Raw genomic sequence first — 14,235 nt, forward strand, 5'->3', positions numbered from 1 at the left:
GGCCACGGCCGCCGGGGTCACCCCTCCATCGCTGTTCGGACGGTCAGTCCTCGTCGTCGGCCCCGCCGATCGCGCCGCCCGCCCCGCCACCCGGGCCGGCCGCGAGGTCGGTCTGCAGGTGGATGACGCCGTAGTGGTAACCGTGCCGGCGGTAGACCACGCTCGGCAGGCCACTGTCCTTCTCCACGAAGAGGTAGAAGTCGTGGCCGACCAGCTCCATCTCGTAGAGCGCCTGGTCCAGCGCCATGGGGGCGGCCGGGTGCGTCTTCTCCCGGACCACCAGCGGGCCTTCGCCCTCCACTTCCAGGGATCCCATCATGGTCTTGCGGACGGCGCCGTTCGTCTCGCCCTCCGGCGCCGTCGTCTCCGGCAGCGCGGCCAGGGCCGCGGTCGCCTCGGCGACGCTGATCGGGGTGCGGCCGTTCGCGCCGCCCTTGTGCACCCGACGCCGGTCCGCGGACTTGCGCAGCTGCGCGTCGAGCTTCGCGGAAGCCAGGTCGAGCGCCGCGTACGGGTCACCGGCGGCGGCTTCCGCCCGGATCACGGGGCCGCGGCTGCGGAGAGTGATCTCCACCCGGTCGGAGCGGTCGGCCTGCCGCGGGTTGTGTTCCTTGGACACCTCGACGTCGAGGCTGATGGCCTTGGCGTCGAACTTCTGGACCTTCTCCAGCTTCTCGGCCACGTGCTCGCGGAACCTCTTGGGCACCTCGGTCTTGCGGCCCTTGACGACGATGTCCACGCAGAACTCCGATCCCTCGTGCTGACGCCGATCCGGGTGCTACCGGACCGGACTGAGACCCAGCTGGACCAGCCCATCCACTGCCGGCCCCCCGTCCCCGCCGCCAGCGGCGGAAACGACTGGCCCTCACCTCACTTCCTCCCCACCAGGGACGTTTGAAACCCCCTGGGCCTTATCGAACACCTCACACGGGTTTTTCGCCTCCCCAGGCGATAAGGAGGGTATGACCCGATACTGCGGTCGGGCGGTCAAGCTGGTCCACCCTGTCTACCCTCTCGCGGGTGAAGTAAGGGTAAATACCTGGACAACGCCCCCCGTACGGCCGATTCTGTGCTGACTCTCCGTGCCTGCCGCCGCCAGGAGCAGCCGTGCCGCCGTTCCCCTCCCCCGCTCCTCCGCCGTCCGCCCAGGGGCCGTTCGGCCACGCACTGGCCGGGCTGCTGGACGTCCTGCTGCCCGCCGACTGCGCGGGCTGCGGCAGCGAGCGCACCCAGCTCTGCCCGGCCTGCCGGCACGCCCTGGCCACCGCACGGCCCGCCCCCACCCCGCTGCCCTGGACGCACGCCGCCGCGCCGTACACCGGTCCGGTCCGGCAGCTGCTGCTCGCCCACAAGGAACGGGGCGCGCTGCGGCTGGCCGCGCCGCTCGGCGAGGCCCTCGGCCGGGCCGTGCGCTCCGCCCTGGGGGCGCGCGCCGGGGCCGCACCTCTGCTGCTGGTCCCGATGCCCTCGGCGCGCTCGGCCGTCCGCGCCCGCGGGCACGATCCGACGCTGCGGCTGGCCGGGGCGGCCGCCCGCTCGCTGCGCCGGGCCGGCCTGGACGTCCGGGCCGAACCGCTGCTGCGGCACGCCCGGCCGGTCGCCGACCAGGCCGGGCTGAACGCGGCCGAACGGCGCCGCAACCTGCACGGCGCGCTCACCGTGCTGCCGCGCGCCCCGACCGGGCGCGCGGGCCTGGCGGGACCGGGGAGCCTGGCGGGACCGGGGAGCTTGGCGGGCCGTCACCCGGTGCTGGTGGACGACCTGGTGACCACCGGGGCCAGCCTCACCGAGGCCGCCCGGGCGCTGGCCGACGCCGGCCTCCCGGTCCGGGCGGGCGCCACCGTCGCGGCCACGGTGCGCCCGTCCGACTGACCGTCACCGCGGCCGCCGACACCCCGCCGGGCCGGAGGCACCGCTCGGACGCGGCGTCAGCCCGCGTAGAAGAAGGACCGCGGCTTGTCGATCAGCGAGGTCTCCCGCCACTGGTTGTTGACCAGGCGGAAGGCCTTGATCTCGCTCGGCTTGCCGTCCGTCTGCTTGACCTCGCCCATCGCGAGCACCGGCGGCGTCTGGGTCAGGCTGTCCCCGCGGGACTCCGAGGCCGAGACGGTCAGCATGCTCTCGGCGCTCTGCAGCTGGGTCTCGGTGCTCTGCGAACCGTCCGTACTGATGAAGTACAGCTGCTGGGTCCGGTCGGCCTCCTTGCCGAGCACGAGCAGCTGGTCGGTCTCCGCCCAGGACACCGAGGCGACGTCGGTGAGCGTGGGAGCGGCCCGGTGCAGCGCGGTGATCTTCACGGTCGGCGCCTGCGGGGTGCCGTCGTGCACGACCAGGCCGAACCACAGCGAGCGGACGGCCGAGCCCGGGGTCCTGGCCACCACGGCCACCCGGACGCCGTCCGAGGAGATCTTCAGCGCCTGCACGGTCTGGCCGGTCAGACCCTCGACCGGCACGGTGTACGACTTGGCGCCGCGCACCATCACCACCCGCGGGGCCTGCTTGTTGCGGTCCACCACCCAGAGGTCGCCGCGGCCGTCCCAGGTGGGCGAGGCGAAGCCGTCCTCCTTGTCGCCGCCCTTGGCCGGCGAGGTGAGCACCGGCTCGCCCATGGCCACCGCGCTGTCCGACAGCGGCACCGACCAGACCTGGTGGCCGTCCTCGCTGATCGCGGCGGCCTGGGAGCCGGTGCGGCTGACCGCGAAGGCGCCGAGCGGCGGCTTGGTGTTCGACTGCGGCTTGCCGAGGACCCCGCGGACCGGATCACCGGGGCGCACCTCGTCGGTCGCCACCAGGGCTCCGTCGGCACGCTGGTAGTACTGCGTCGCCGTCGTCGACCCGGCCAGGGCGCCGGGACCGGTGGACGGCGAGTCACCGCGGGCGGCCGTGCAGGAGCCGTGCGGCCCCTTCAGCTCCAGCCGCGTGATCTGGCCCTTGCCCTGGTCGGCGACGGTGTAGAAGAGCTGGGTCGCCATCCGCCGGCAGGCCATCGGCTCACCGGTGTCCGCCTTGCCGAGCTGCACGTGGGCGACCCGGTTGTCGTCGATGCTCACCTTGTCGACCGTGGTGCCGGCCGGGAACGCCGTGCGGACCACCGGCGAGAGCCAGACGGAGGGGCCGTCGACGAGCGCCCGGACGGCCGAGGTGAGCGGGTCTATCCGGCGCCGCAGGTAGACCGGGTCGGCGAGCAGCACCTCCTGGCCGGTGCTCCCGGACACCACCGAGGACGGGTCGGGCGCGGTGTAGAAGAACCGCTCGACCTGCCGGAAGCTGTTCCGGAAGTTCGTCTCGTTCATGATCACGCCGGGCGCCAGCCTGTCGATCCGCCACTCGCCGTCCTTCTGCCGGACGAAGGTGAAGTCGGACGAGTCGTTGTTCTGCCCGGCGACCCGCGCGTACGAGTGCCGCTCGTCGACGCCGGCCACCAGCTGCCCGCTCACCTGCAACGACGCCGTGGTGTCCGTGTCGGTGACGTCCTGGCCGGGCGGGATGCCGGTGGCGGAGAGCACCTTCGTCCCGGCGTCCGGGTTCCAGGTGGCGGCGGCGCTCTCGGTGAGGTACTTGCGCGCGGTGTCGTACCCCTCGTCGGCGGTCACCGCGTCCAGGAACCCGTTCAGCAGCTCGCGCGGCTTGGCGCCCCGGGCGGGCGCCACCGGGTAGACCCGGGCCTGCAGGTCCTTGTCGGCCGAGCCCTGGGACAGCTCCACCCTGGTGATGCCGCCGGAATCCGGCATGGCCGCGCAGCCGCTCGCCACCAGGGCGCCGAGCAGCCCGCCGACCACCGCGAGGAGCCGCGGCTCAGTCCTGTTGCTCGTCCTTCGCACGCTGCGACCCCTCCGCGTCCGTCGTCCCACCCGTCGCGTCCGGCTCCGCCGTCCGCTGTGCCACCGACGGCCGTCCCGGCGTCGGGTCCACCATCACCTGGGCGCCGGTGGCCCCGTACCCGGCGGCCGTCCACACGCCCGAGGGGTCCGCGCGCGGACCCTCCGGCAGCTTGCGCCGGCCCAGCCCGGGGCCGATGTTCAGCACCCCGCCGAGACCGCTGCCGAGGCCGCCGCTCACCGTCTCCGGCGTCTCCGCCTGCTCCTCGACGGCGGCCGTCGCCGTCGAGCCGGCCGGGCTGATCGCCCGCCGGTACGGCGTGCCCTGCGCGCCCAGGCCCCGGTTGTTGCGGGAGTCCTCCGGCTCCAGCCGGAACGGCGCCCGGCTGATCTCGCCGCCGCGGGTGCGCGGCAGGGTGAGCCGGAAGTGCGAGCCGCCGCCGGGCTCGCCCCAGGCCTGGAGCCAGCCGCCGTGCAGGTGGGCGTCCTCGACCGCGATGGACAGGCCGAGGCCGGTGCCGCCGGTGGTCCGCACCCGGGACGGGTCGGCCCGCCAGAAGCGGTGGAACACCCGGGACGCCTCGCCCGGCTTGAGGCCGATGCCGTAGTCGCGCACGCCCACCGCGACCGCGCCGTCCGCCGAGCCCAGCCGGACCACCACGTCGCGGCCCTCGCCGTGCTCCAGCGCGTTGACCACCAGGTTGCGCAGGATGCGCTCGATCCGGCGGGAGTCCACCTCGGCCAGCACCGGCTCGCCGTCGCCGCGGATCACCACGGCGCTGCCCTTGGCCTCGGCGAGCGGTTCGGCGGCCTCCACCACCCGGGCGACGATCTCGCGCAGGTCGACCGGCTCGGCGTCCAGGATCGCGGCGCCGGCGTCGAAGCGGCTGATCTCCAGCAGGTCGGCGAGCAGCGACTCGAAGCGGTCCAGCTGGCCCTGCAGCAGCTCCGCCGAGCGGGCCGCCATCGGGTCCAGGTCCTCGCGGCTGTCGTAGATGAGGTCGGCGGCCATCCGGACCGTGGTCAGCGGGGTGCGCAGCTCGTGCGAGACGTCCGAGACGAACCGCCGCTGCACCCGGGACAGCTCCTCCAGCTGGCGGATCTGCGCCTGGAGGGCGTTGGCCATCCGGTTGAAGGACTCCCCGAGCCGGGCGATGTCGTCCGTCCCGGTGACCTTCATCCGCTCCTCCAGGTGCCCGTCGGCGAGCCGCTCGGAGATCCCGGCGGCCATCCGGACCGGGGTGACCACCTGGCGCACCACGACCCAGGCGATGCCGCCCATGAGGATCACCACGAACACCCCGGCGGTCGCCAGGGTGCCGGTGACCAGGTTGAGGGTGTCGGTCTCCTGGCCGAAGGAGAAGACGTAGAACAGCTGGTACGAGGTCTCCGCCGGGCCGCGGAACTGCATGCCGAGGGCCAGCCCTGGCTCGGACGTGACGCTGCTGCCGGGCGAGCGCTGGATCCGGGTCGGCTGGTCGAACATCTGGCCGGGCTCGGCGGCCAGCTTGGCCCGCAGGGTGTCCGGGATGCTGATCGGCTGGATGTCGCCCGAGTAGCGCGGCGCGAAGCCGCCCCCGTCGGGGACGACGGCGCCGGTGCCGGGGGACATCGCGATCACCGAGTAGACGGTCTGCCCGCTCCCGGCCAGGTCGTTGACCTGCCGCAGCAGCCAGGTGCCGATCTCGTCGACGGTCGGGTCGGCGGTGCCCCGCAGCTTCTGGTCCCGGGCCTCGTCGATCTTCTTCTGCTCGACCTGGAAGCCGATCCGGGCCTGCGCGCGGGCGGCGTCCGTCTTGGTTCCGAGCAGGCCGGTGCGCACCTGCGCCACCACGACCACGCCCAGCACCAGGACGACCGCGATGGACGCCAGCAGCGACACCGCGACCACGCGCAGCTGGATCGACCGGCGGTACAGCGCGGCCACCCGGTGCGTGGGACGGCGCAGCTGACGCTTCACCAGCGCGAACACGCCGGAAGGGCCGCGTCGGCGACGGGTGGTCGAACTCAGCACGTCGCCGCGCACGGCCCCCGCCCCGTCGGTCGCGGAACCCGACGGGGTGTCGTCTGCCCGCTCCGTCACGTCAGCTGGGTCCCGCCTTGTAACCGACGCCGCGGACGGTCACCACGATCTCGGGGCGCTCCGGGTCCTTCTCGATCTTGGAACGCAGGCGCTGCACATGGACGTTGACCAGACGGGTGTCCGCCGCGTGGCGGTAGCCCCAGACCTGCTCCAGCAGCACCTCGCGGGTGAACACCTGCCAGGGCTTGCGGGCCAGCGCGACCAGCAGGTCGAACTCCAGCGGGGTCAGCGGGATGCCCCGGCCGTCCCGCTTCACGGAGTGGCCGGCCACGTCGATCACCAGGTCGCCGATGGTCAGCTGCTCGGGCGTCGGCTCCTCGGCGCGGCGCAGCCGGGCGCGAACCCGGGCCACCAGCTCCTTGGGCTTGAACGGCTTGGTGACGTAGTCGTCGGCCCCCGACTCCAGGCCCACCACCACGTCGACCGTGTCGGTCTTCGCGGTCAGCATCACGATCGGGATGCCGGACTCGGCCCGGATCTGCCGGCACACGTCGATGCCGTCCCGGCCGGGCAGCATCAGGTCGAGCAGGACCAGGTCCGGCTTGGTCTCCCGGAAGGCGGCTAGTGCCCTGTCCCCATCCGCGACGAAAAACGGCTCAAAACCCTCACCCCGCAGCACGATACCGAGCATCTCGGCCAGTGCGGAGTCGTCATCAACGACGAGGACGCGTCCCTTCATGCGTCCATCTTCTCATTACCGGATTGTGACCTGCCGCACAGCAGTGCCAATGCTCCAGAACGGCCAACTCCCCCACCGGTGCATTCCGGCCATACCGGGCGAATGCTCCCCCGGAAACGCCTCCGGACCCCCCGCGAACCCGCGCCGGACCACCGCCCGACCCGCCGCGGAGGACCGTTGCCGATCAGCAACCGGATCGCCATGGGGCCGGTTTCCGGCCCCATGGCACGATGGGCGCTGCGCGCGGGCGGAAGATCCGTTCGCAGTCGCGCCCGTGACGCCCTCCGAGGAGCAGTGATGACCGACACCCCGGGCTGGGCCTCGCCCAGCTCGTCCGAGCCGCCCCGCGACGACGCCCGGCCCCCGGCCGACGCGCCCGCCGCCGTGCCCGGGCCGTCGGCACCACCACAGGCCGCCCCCGGCTGGACCGGCCCGGCCGGCGCCCCCGGGAACGGACAGCAGTGGGGACAGCAGTGGGGCCAGCAGCCTCCCGGCGGCCACCGCCCGTACGGCTGGGGCGCCCCGGCGAGCCCCAAGCCGGGCGTCATCCCGCTGCGCCCGCTGAGCTTCGGCGAACTGCTCGACGGTGCCGTCACCACCGTCCGCCGGCACTGGCGCACCGTGCTCGCGCTCTCGCTCGGCCTCGCCGTGGTCGCCCAGGCCGGCAGCCTCCTGGTCAACCTGCTGGTCAAGGGCAAGACCGGCGAGGCCACCCAGACCCTGCGGATGCTGGCCGGACTGCCGCTCGAACTGCTGCTCAACGTGTTCGCCACCGCGCTGCTCACCATCGTGGTCAGCCGCGCCGTCCTCGGCCGGTCGGCGACCGCCGGGGAGGCCTGGCGCGACGCCCGCCCCCGGCTGCTGCAGCTGCTCGGGCTGACCCTGCTCACCGTCCTGCTCGGCCCCGGCGTGGTCCTGCTCGGCTTCACCCCGCTGATCGGCTACACCCTCGCCGGCCAGGGCTCCGTCGCCATCGCCGGCCTGCTCACCCTGGTCGGCCTGCTGACCGTGCCGGTCGCCGTCTGGCTGTGGATGCGCTTCAGCCTCGCCGCGCCCGCCCTGATGCTGGAGAAGCAGGGCGTGCTGACGGCGCTGTCGCGCTCGCGGCGGCTGGTCCGCGGCGCCTGGTGGCGGGTCTTCGGCATCAACCTGCTGGGCCACGTGCTGGCGCTCGTCGTCGCGATGGTCGTGGTCGTCCCGTTCCAGTTCCTCGGCCTGCTGCTCGGCTTCGAGAGCCTCGACGCCCAAGGCCTGCCCGACACCGCCGACCAGGGCGTGGCCATGCTGCTCCTGCTGGCGGTCGCCGGGATCATCGCCGGCACCTTCACCACCCCCTTCATCGCCGCCGTCGGCGTGCTGGTCTACATCGACCAGCGGATCCGCCGCGAGGCCCTGGACATCGAACTCGCCCGCGCGGCCGGCCTGCCCGAGCAGAGCGGCACCGGCTGGGGCGCGCAGGGCGACCCGGCACCGGCGAGGCGCTGAACCGGATGCCTAACTGGGGGGACAGGCTCCTCGCCGCGGGCGGCGCACCCGTCACCGTGCCGCGTGACCCGGCGCGCGAGGCCGCCCGCGACGAGCTGCTCGACGCGGAGTACCACAAGCACGACCCGTCCGTACTGCAACGCGTCACGGACTGGATCTACGACCACATCGCCAAGGCGCTCGACAGCATCTCCGGCGACGGCACCACCGGCACCACCGGGCTGGTCCTCTTCCTGATCGTCGCGGTGCTGATCGGCGGCGCGGTCTGGTGGCGCCTCGGCGCACCCCGCCGCGCCGCCCGCACCGTCCAGGACGTGTACGGCGCCGAGGGCCCGCGCAGCGCCGACCAGTACCGGACGGACGCCGCCGGGCACGCCGCCGCCGGACGCTGGACCGAAGCCGTCCGCGAACAGATGCGCGCCCTGGTGCGCGGCCTGGAGGAGCGCACCCTGCTCGACAACCGCCCCGGCCGCACCGCCGACGAGGCCGCCGCCGAGGCCGGCCGGGCGCTGCCCGAGCACGCCGCCGCGCTGGCCGCGGCCGCCCGGACCTTCGACGACATCGCGTACGGCGAGCGCACCGCCGACCAGAGCGCGTACCGGCTGCTGCACGAGCTCGACCGGACGCTGGAGCGCACCCGCCCGGTCCTCGCGCCCCCCGCACCGGCTCCGGCTCCGTCCTCGGGAGGAGCGGCATGACCGGTTCCGCCCCCGCCCCCGCGGCACCGCCCGTCGCCGAGCCGCCCGCCACCGCCGCCGATGGCGCCGCCGCGACCAGCCTCGCCCCGACCAGCCGCGGCCTGTGGCGCCGCGCCCGCTGGTACCTGGCCGTCCTCGCCGCCCTGCTGATCGGCGCCGCCGCCGTGTCCGCCCTCGGCCAGGACCGCCGCTACCCACCGCTGGACCCGCGCTCGTACGACCGCGACGGCGCCCACGCCGTCGTCGCCCTGCTCGAACGCCAGGGCCTCAAGGCCGAGTTCACCACCGACCCGGCCACCGCCGCGGCCGGCCCGGACACCCTCGTGCTGCCCGAACCCGACCTGCTCGACCCCGCCCAGCTGCGCGCCGTCGCCGCCGCCCGGCACCGGCGGCTGGTGCTGGTCGCCCCCGGCCCGGCCGCGCTCACCGCGCTCGCCCCCGGCATCCGGCTGTCCGACGACGCCGGCGGGCTCCCGTACGCCTCCGTCCGCTCCACTCCCCCGGAGTGCGCCCTCACCGAGGCCGTCCGGGCCGGCAGCGCCCAGCAGGGCGGCATGCTCTACACCAGCGGCAGCCGCGGCACCGGCTGCTACCCGCGCGCCCACGGCTACCCGCTGGTCGTCCTCCCGGCCGGCGACGGCGACCGCGACGTCGTCGTGCTCGGCAGCGGCACCTTCCTGCACAACGGCGAACTCGCCAAGGACGGCGACGCCGCCCTCGCCCTCGGCCTGCTCGGCTCGCAGCCCCGCCTCACCTGGCACCTGCCCGACTACTCCGCCCCGCTCCCCGAGGGCGCCCGCACCAAGAGCTTCGGCGACTTCCTGCCGAGCGGCTGGCACTGGGCCGGCTACCAGCTCGCCGTCGCCGCCGTGCTCGCCGCCCTCTGGCGCGGCCGCCGGCTCGGCCCGGTGGTCAGCGAGAACCTGCCCGTGGTGGTCCGCGCCGCCGAGACCACCGAGGGCCGCGCCCGCCTCTACCGGCGCGCCAAGGCCCGCGGCCGCGCCGCCGAGGCCCTGCGCGGCGCCACCGCGCACCGCCTCGCCCCCGCCCTGGGCGTCCCGCTCCAGGCCGGCGCACCCGACCCCGACGCGCTCTGCGTCGCCCTGGCCGACCGGCTGTCCGAACGGCCCGCCGGGGACGTCCGGGCCCTGCTGTACGGCCCGCCCCCGACCGACGACGCCGCACTGCTGCGGCTCGCCGACGACCTCGACGCCCTCGAAAGGCAGGTACGGAACCCGTGACCGACCAGGCAACCGCCCAGCTCCGCCCCGTCCCCGGCACGGCGCCCGCCACCCCCGCCACCGACCCGCGCGCCGCGCTGACCGCCCTGCGCGCCGAGATCGGCAAGGCCGTGGTCGGCCAGGACGCGGCCGTCACCGGCCTGGTCGTCGCCCTGCTCTGCGGCGGCCACGTGCTGCTGGAGGGCGTCCCCGGCGTCGCCAAGACCCTGCTGGTGCGCACCCTGTCCACCGCGCTCAGCCTGGGCACCAAGCGCATCCAGTTCACCCCCGACCTGATGCCCGGCGACGTCACCGGCTCGCTCGTCTACGACGCCCGCACCGCCGAGTTCTCCTTCCAGCCCGGCCCGGTCTTCACCAACCTGCTGCTCGCCGACGAGATCAACCGCACCCCGCCGAAGACCCAGGCCGCCCTGCTGGAGGCCATGGAGGAGCACCAGGTCACGGTGGACGGCGAGGCGCGCCCGCTGCCCGTCCCGTTCCTGGTCGCCGCGACCCAGAACCCGGTCGAGTACGAGGGCACCTACCCGCTGCCCGAGGCCCAGCTGGACCGCTTCCTGCTCAAGCTGGTCCTGCCGCTGCCCGACCGCGACCAGGAGTTCCAGGTGCTCTCCCGGCACGCCGCCGGCTTCGACCCGCGCGACCTCGGCGCGGCCGGCGTCCGCCCGGTCGCCGGCCCCGAGCACGTCGCCGCTGCCCGCGAGCAGATCGCCAAGCTGACCGTCTCCCCCGAGGTCCTCGCCTACATCGTCGACCTCTGCCGGGCCACCCGGCAGTCCCCGTCGCTGTCCATCGGCGTCTCCCCGCGCGGCGCCACCGCCCTGCTCGCCGCCTCCCGCGCCTGGGCCTGGCTGGCCGGCCGCGACTACGTCACCCCGGACGACGTCAAGGCGCTCGCCCTGCCCACCCTGCGGCACCGGGTCGCGCTGCGCGCCGAGGCCGAGATGGAGGGCGTCACCGCCGACTCCGTCATCCAGGCCGTCCTCACCCAGACGCCCGCACCCCGCTGACCCCACCCCGCCGTACCGCCCCCGTTCCGGCCGCCGGCCCACGGGTTCCGACGCACGGGCTTCCGAAGGAGCGCACCGCATGGCCCTCACCGGGCGAACCGCCCTGCTCGCCGCACTCGGCGCGCTCGTCGTGGGCCTGCTGCTGCCGTCCTGGACCGGGATCGGCCTGGTCACCGGTGCGGTGCTGGTCGCCGTCGCGGTCGACCTGGTGCTCGCCGCCCCGGTCCGCGGCCTGCGGTTCGGGCGGGCCGGCGACACCACCGTCCGGCTCGGCGAGCCCGCCACCGTCGAACTGACCGTCACCAACCCGTCCGGCCGGCCGCTCCGCGGCCTGGTCCGCGACGCCTGGGCCCCGTCCGCCTGGCGCCCCGGCACCGCCGAGGCCGCCTCCCGGCACACCCTGGCCCTCCCCGGCGGCGAACGGCGCCGGATCACCACCGTGCTCACCCCCACCCGCCGCGGCGACCACCACGCCCACCGGGTGACGGTCCGCTCGCTCGGCCCGCTCGGCCTGGCCGCCCGCCAGGGCTCGCACCTCGTCCCCTGGACGGTCCGCGCGCTGCCCCCGTTCGCCAGCCGCAAGCACCTGCCCTCCCGGCTCGCCCGGCTGCGCGAACTCGACGGCCGCACCTCCGTCCTGACCCGCGGCCAGGGCACCGAGTTCGACTCCCTGCGCGAGTACCTGCCCGGCGACGACGTCCGCTCCATCGACTGGCGCGCCAGCGCCCGCCGCAACACCGTCGCCGTCCGCACCTGGCGCCCCGAACGCGACCGGCACATCCTCGTCGTCCTCGACACCGGCCGCACCTCGGCCGGCCGGGTCGGCGACGCGCCCCGCCTGGACGCCGCCCTCGACGCCGCGCTGCTGCTCACCGCCCTCGCCACCCGGGCCGGCGACCGGGTCGACCTGCTCGCCCACGACTCCCGCAAGCGCGTCGCGGTGGCCGGCAGCTCCGCCCACGAGGTGCTGCCCGCCTTCACCAACGCGATGGCCGGGCTGGAACCCGCGCTGCACGAGACCGACATGCGCTCGCTGGTCGCCACCGCGCTCAAGATGGCGCCGCAGCGCTCGCTGATCGTGCTGCTCACCGGCCTCGACGCGGCCCCGGTCGAGGACGGCCTGCGACCGCTGCTGCCGATGCTCACCAAGCGCCACGAGGTCGTCCTCGCCTCGGTCGCCGACCCGCAGCTGGACGCCCTCGCCGCCGGGCGGGGCACCCTGGAGGCCGTCTACGGCGCGGCCGCCGCCGAACAGACCCGGGCCGACCGCCGGGCCACCGCCGAGCACCTCACCCGCCACGGCGTCACCGTCCTGGACGCCCCGCCGACCCGGATCGCCCCGGCCCTCGCCGACACCTACCTGGCGCTGAAGGCCGCCGGCCGGCTCTGAGCCCCGCTCCCCCGGCCGGACTCAGTCCGTCCGACGACCCTTCAGAAGCGTGTTGAGCCGGGCCGCCTGACGGGTCAGATGGTCGCGCTCGGCAAGGTCGGGCGCCCGGTGCGCCGCCTCCGCGTACAACCGGGCCGCCGCCACCAGGTCCCCGTCGCGCTCATGGAGGTACGCCGCCACCGCCGCGTACCTGGGCAGCGCGTCGTCCAGCTCCGCGAGCGCCGCCAGCCCCGCGCGCGGACCGTCGGCCTCGCCGACCGCCACCGCGCGGTTGAGCCGCACCACCGGGCTGGCGGTCAACCGGACGAGCTCGTCGTACCACTCGACGATCTGCACCCAGTCCGTCTCCCCGGCGGTGGGCGCGTCGGCGTGCAGCGCCGCGATGGCCGCCTGGGCCTGGAACTCGCCCAGCCGGTCCCGGGCCAGGGCCCCCTGGAGGATGCCGATGCCCTCGGCGATCAGCCCGGTGTCCCACCGGCCGCGGTCCTGCTCGGCCAGCGGCACCAGCGCGCCGTCGGGCGCGGTCCTGCCCGCCCGCCGGGCGTGGTGCAGCAGCATCAGGGCCAGCAGCCCGGCCACCTCGGGGTGGTCGATCACCGCGGCGAGCTGCCGGGTGAGCCGGATCGCCTCGGCCGCGAGGTCGAGATCGCCGGAATACCCCTCGTTGAAGACCAGGTAGAGGACCCGGAGCACGGTCGCGACGTCCCCCGGCTGATCGAACCTGACGGCCGAGACGGTGCGCTTGGCCCGGCTGATCCGCTGCGCCATGGTCGCCTCGGGCACCAGGTAGGCCCGGGCGATCTGGCGGGTGGTCAGCCCGCCCACCGCCCGCAGGGTCAGCGCCACCGCCGACGAGGGCGTCAACGACGGGTGGGCGCACAGGAAGTAGAGCTGGAGCGTGTCGTCCACGGCGGTCGCGGGCCCCGGCTCCGGCTCCTGGTCGACCAGGTCCTCCCGGCGCCGGCGGGCGGCCTCCGACCGGGTCGCGTCCAGGAACTTGCGCCAGGCCACGGTGACCAGCCAGCCCTTGGGATCGCGCGGCCGCTCGGCCGGCCAGAGCCGGACCGCCTCGACCAGCGCCTCCTGCACCGCGTCCTCGGCCGCCGCGAAGTCAGCTCCGCGGCGGACGAGGACACCGATGACACTCGGCGTGAGACTCCTCAGCAGGGCCTCGTCCATCGGGGACGTCACTCGGTGATGGTCGCCGGCATCGCCAGGAACGGACGCAGCTCCAGCCACTCGTGGATCGGCTCGCCCCCGGCCCCGGGCGCGGCCGACAGCTCCCCGGCCAACTCGACGGCCCGCTCGTAGCTGTCGACGTCGATCACCATCCAGCCGGCGATCAGGTCCTTGGTCTCGGCGAACGGACCGTCGGTGACCGGCGGACGCCCCTCGCCGTCGTACCGGACCCACGTCCCCTCGGGCGCGAGCGCCTGGCCGTCGACGAACTCGCCGGTCTTCTCCAGCCGGTCCGCGAACTCCTGCATGTACCGGATGTGCGCCGTGACCTCCTCCGGTGTCCACTGGTCCATCGGCACGCAGTTGACCGAGCTCGGGGCACCCCGGTAGTGCTTCAGCAACAGGTACTTGGCCATCGTCTTCTCCTCGGATCCTCGGAGCTGGTGCGACCCATTGTGGCCGCGTCCACTCCGGGGACGGTGCCGGGCACGGGTTCTCGACACGGCCGGCCAAGATTCTTTCCGGCCCACCACGCAACCGGCCCACCACGCGAAGAGTCCCTGAAAACGCGAAGAACCCCCATCCGGGACCCGGATGGGGGTTCTTCTGAAGAATTGTTCGGCGGCGTCCTACTCTCCCACAGGGTCCCCCCTGC

Annotated in this window: 12 protein-coding genes; 6 read left to right on the plus strand and 6 right to left on the minus strand. The window is 74.8% G+C overall.

Annotated features, from left to right (window positions below; all coding sequences use genetic code 11):
• Window positions 1-43: 43 nt before the first annotated feature.
• Window positions 44-739 carry a ribosome hibernation-promoting factor, HPF/YfiA family gene (gene hpf / locus ACFU7Z_RS23260; RefSeq protein ID WP_049657308.1) on the minus strand — a complete coding sequence of 232 codons (696 nt, stop codon included), beginning with the start codon at window positions 737-739 and terminating at the stop codon, window positions 44-46.
• 368 nt (window positions 740-1,107) lie between these two features.
• Here hpf and ACFU7Z_RS23265 point away from each other — a divergent pair, with 368 nt between their 5' ends.
• The gene (locus ACFU7Z_RS23265) at window positions 1,108-1,872 is read left to right on the plus strand and encodes a ComF family protein (protein WP_380779371.1); all 765 of its coding nucleotides are present in this window, start codon (window positions 1,108-1,110) and stop codon (window positions 1,870-1,872) included.
• Window positions 1,873-1,928: 56 nt separating this feature from the next.
• Here ACFU7Z_RS23265 and ACFU7Z_RS23270 read toward each other — a convergent pair whose 3' ends face one another.
• The 3 genes from ACFU7Z_RS23270 to mtrA are packed head-to-tail and all read right to left on the minus strand — an operon-like array spanning window position 1,929 to window position 6,580.
• Window positions 1,929-3,821 carry an LpqB family beta-propeller domain-containing protein gene (locus ACFU7Z_RS23270; protein WP_380779373.1) on the minus strand — a complete coding sequence of 631 codons (1,893 nt, stop codon included), beginning with the start codon at window positions 3,819-3,821 and terminating at the stop codon, window positions 1,929-1,931.
• Window positions 3,796-5,901 carry an MtrAB system histidine kinase MtrB gene (gene mtrB, locus ACFU7Z_RS23275; protein ID WP_074005004.1) on the minus strand — a complete coding sequence of 702 codons (2,106 nt, stop codon included), beginning with the start codon at window positions 5,899-5,901 and terminating at the stop codon, window positions 3,796-3,798. Before mtrB ends, ACFU7Z_RS23270 begins: the two co-directional genes overlap by 26 nt.
• 1 nt (window position 5,902) lies before the next feature.
• The gene (mtrA, locus tag ACFU7Z_RS23280) at window positions 5,903-6,580 is read right to left on the minus strand and encodes an MtrAB system response regulator MtrA (RefSeq protein WP_030247322.1); all 678 of its coding nucleotides are present in this window, start codon (window positions 6,578-6,580) and stop codon (window positions 5,903-5,905) included.
• Between the two features lie 297 nt (window positions 6,581-6,877).
• On the opposite strand from mtrA, the gene ACFU7Z_RS23285 reads away from it, so the two are divergent.
• The 5 genes from ACFU7Z_RS23285 (at window position 6,878) to ACFU7Z_RS23305 (ending at window position 12,401) form a co-directional block, all read left to right on the plus strand.
• Complete coding sequence (locus ACFU7Z_RS23285; protein WP_181970603.1) at window positions 6,878-8,065, plus strand: hypothetical protein; 1,188 nt, start codon at window positions 6,878-6,880, stop codon at window positions 8,063-8,065.
• A 5-nt stretch (window positions 8,066-8,070) separates the two neighbouring features.
• Complete coding sequence (locus tag ACFU7Z_RS23290) at window positions 8,071-8,763, plus strand: DUF4129 domain-containing protein (protein ID WP_375877375.1); 693 nt, start codon at window positions 8,071-8,073, stop codon at window positions 8,761-8,763.
• Window positions 8,760-10,004, plus strand: coding sequence for a DUF4350 domain-containing protein (locus ACFU7Z_RS23295; RefSeq protein WP_380779376.1), 1,245 nt, complete (start codon window positions 8,760-8,762; stop codon window positions 10,002-10,004). The genes ACFU7Z_RS23290 and ACFU7Z_RS23295 overlap by 4 nt, the downstream gene beginning before the upstream one ends.
• The gene (locus ACFU7Z_RS23300) at window positions 10,001-11,011 is read left to right on the plus strand and encodes a MoxR family ATPase (protein ID WP_049659237.1); all 1,011 of its coding nucleotides are present in this window, start codon (window positions 10,001-10,003) and stop codon (window positions 11,009-11,011) included. Before ACFU7Z_RS23295 ends, ACFU7Z_RS23300 begins: the two co-directional genes overlap by 4 nt.
• A 79-nt stretch (window positions 11,012-11,090) precedes the next feature.
• Window positions 11,091-12,401 (plus strand): DUF58 domain-containing protein, encoded by a 1,311-nt coding sequence (locus tag ACFU7Z_RS23305; protein WP_117488066.1) that lies wholly within the window; start codon window positions 11,091-11,093, stop codon window positions 12,399-12,401.
• A gap of 21 nt (window positions 12,402-12,422) precedes the next feature.
• Here ACFU7Z_RS23305 and ACFU7Z_RS23310 read toward each other — a convergent pair whose 3' ends face one another.
• A complete protein-coding gene (locus ACFU7Z_RS23310; protein ID WP_380779380.1) occupies window positions 12,423-13,580 on the minus strand; it encodes an RNA polymerase sigma factor in 1,158 nt (385 codons plus the stop codon).
• A gap of 8 nt (window positions 13,581-13,588) precedes the next feature.
• The gene (locus ACFU7Z_RS23315; RefSeq protein WP_380779378.1) at window positions 13,589-13,996 is read right to left on the minus strand and encodes a YciI family protein; all 408 of its coding nucleotides are present in this window, start codon (window positions 13,994-13,996) and stop codon (window positions 13,589-13,591) included.
• Window positions 13,997-14,235: the final 239 nt, after the last annotated feature.

Source organism: Kitasatospora sp. NPDC057518 (assembly GCF_042802075.1).
Lineage (GTDB): Bacteria > Actinomycetota > Actinomycetes > Streptomycetales > Streptomycetaceae > Kitasatospora.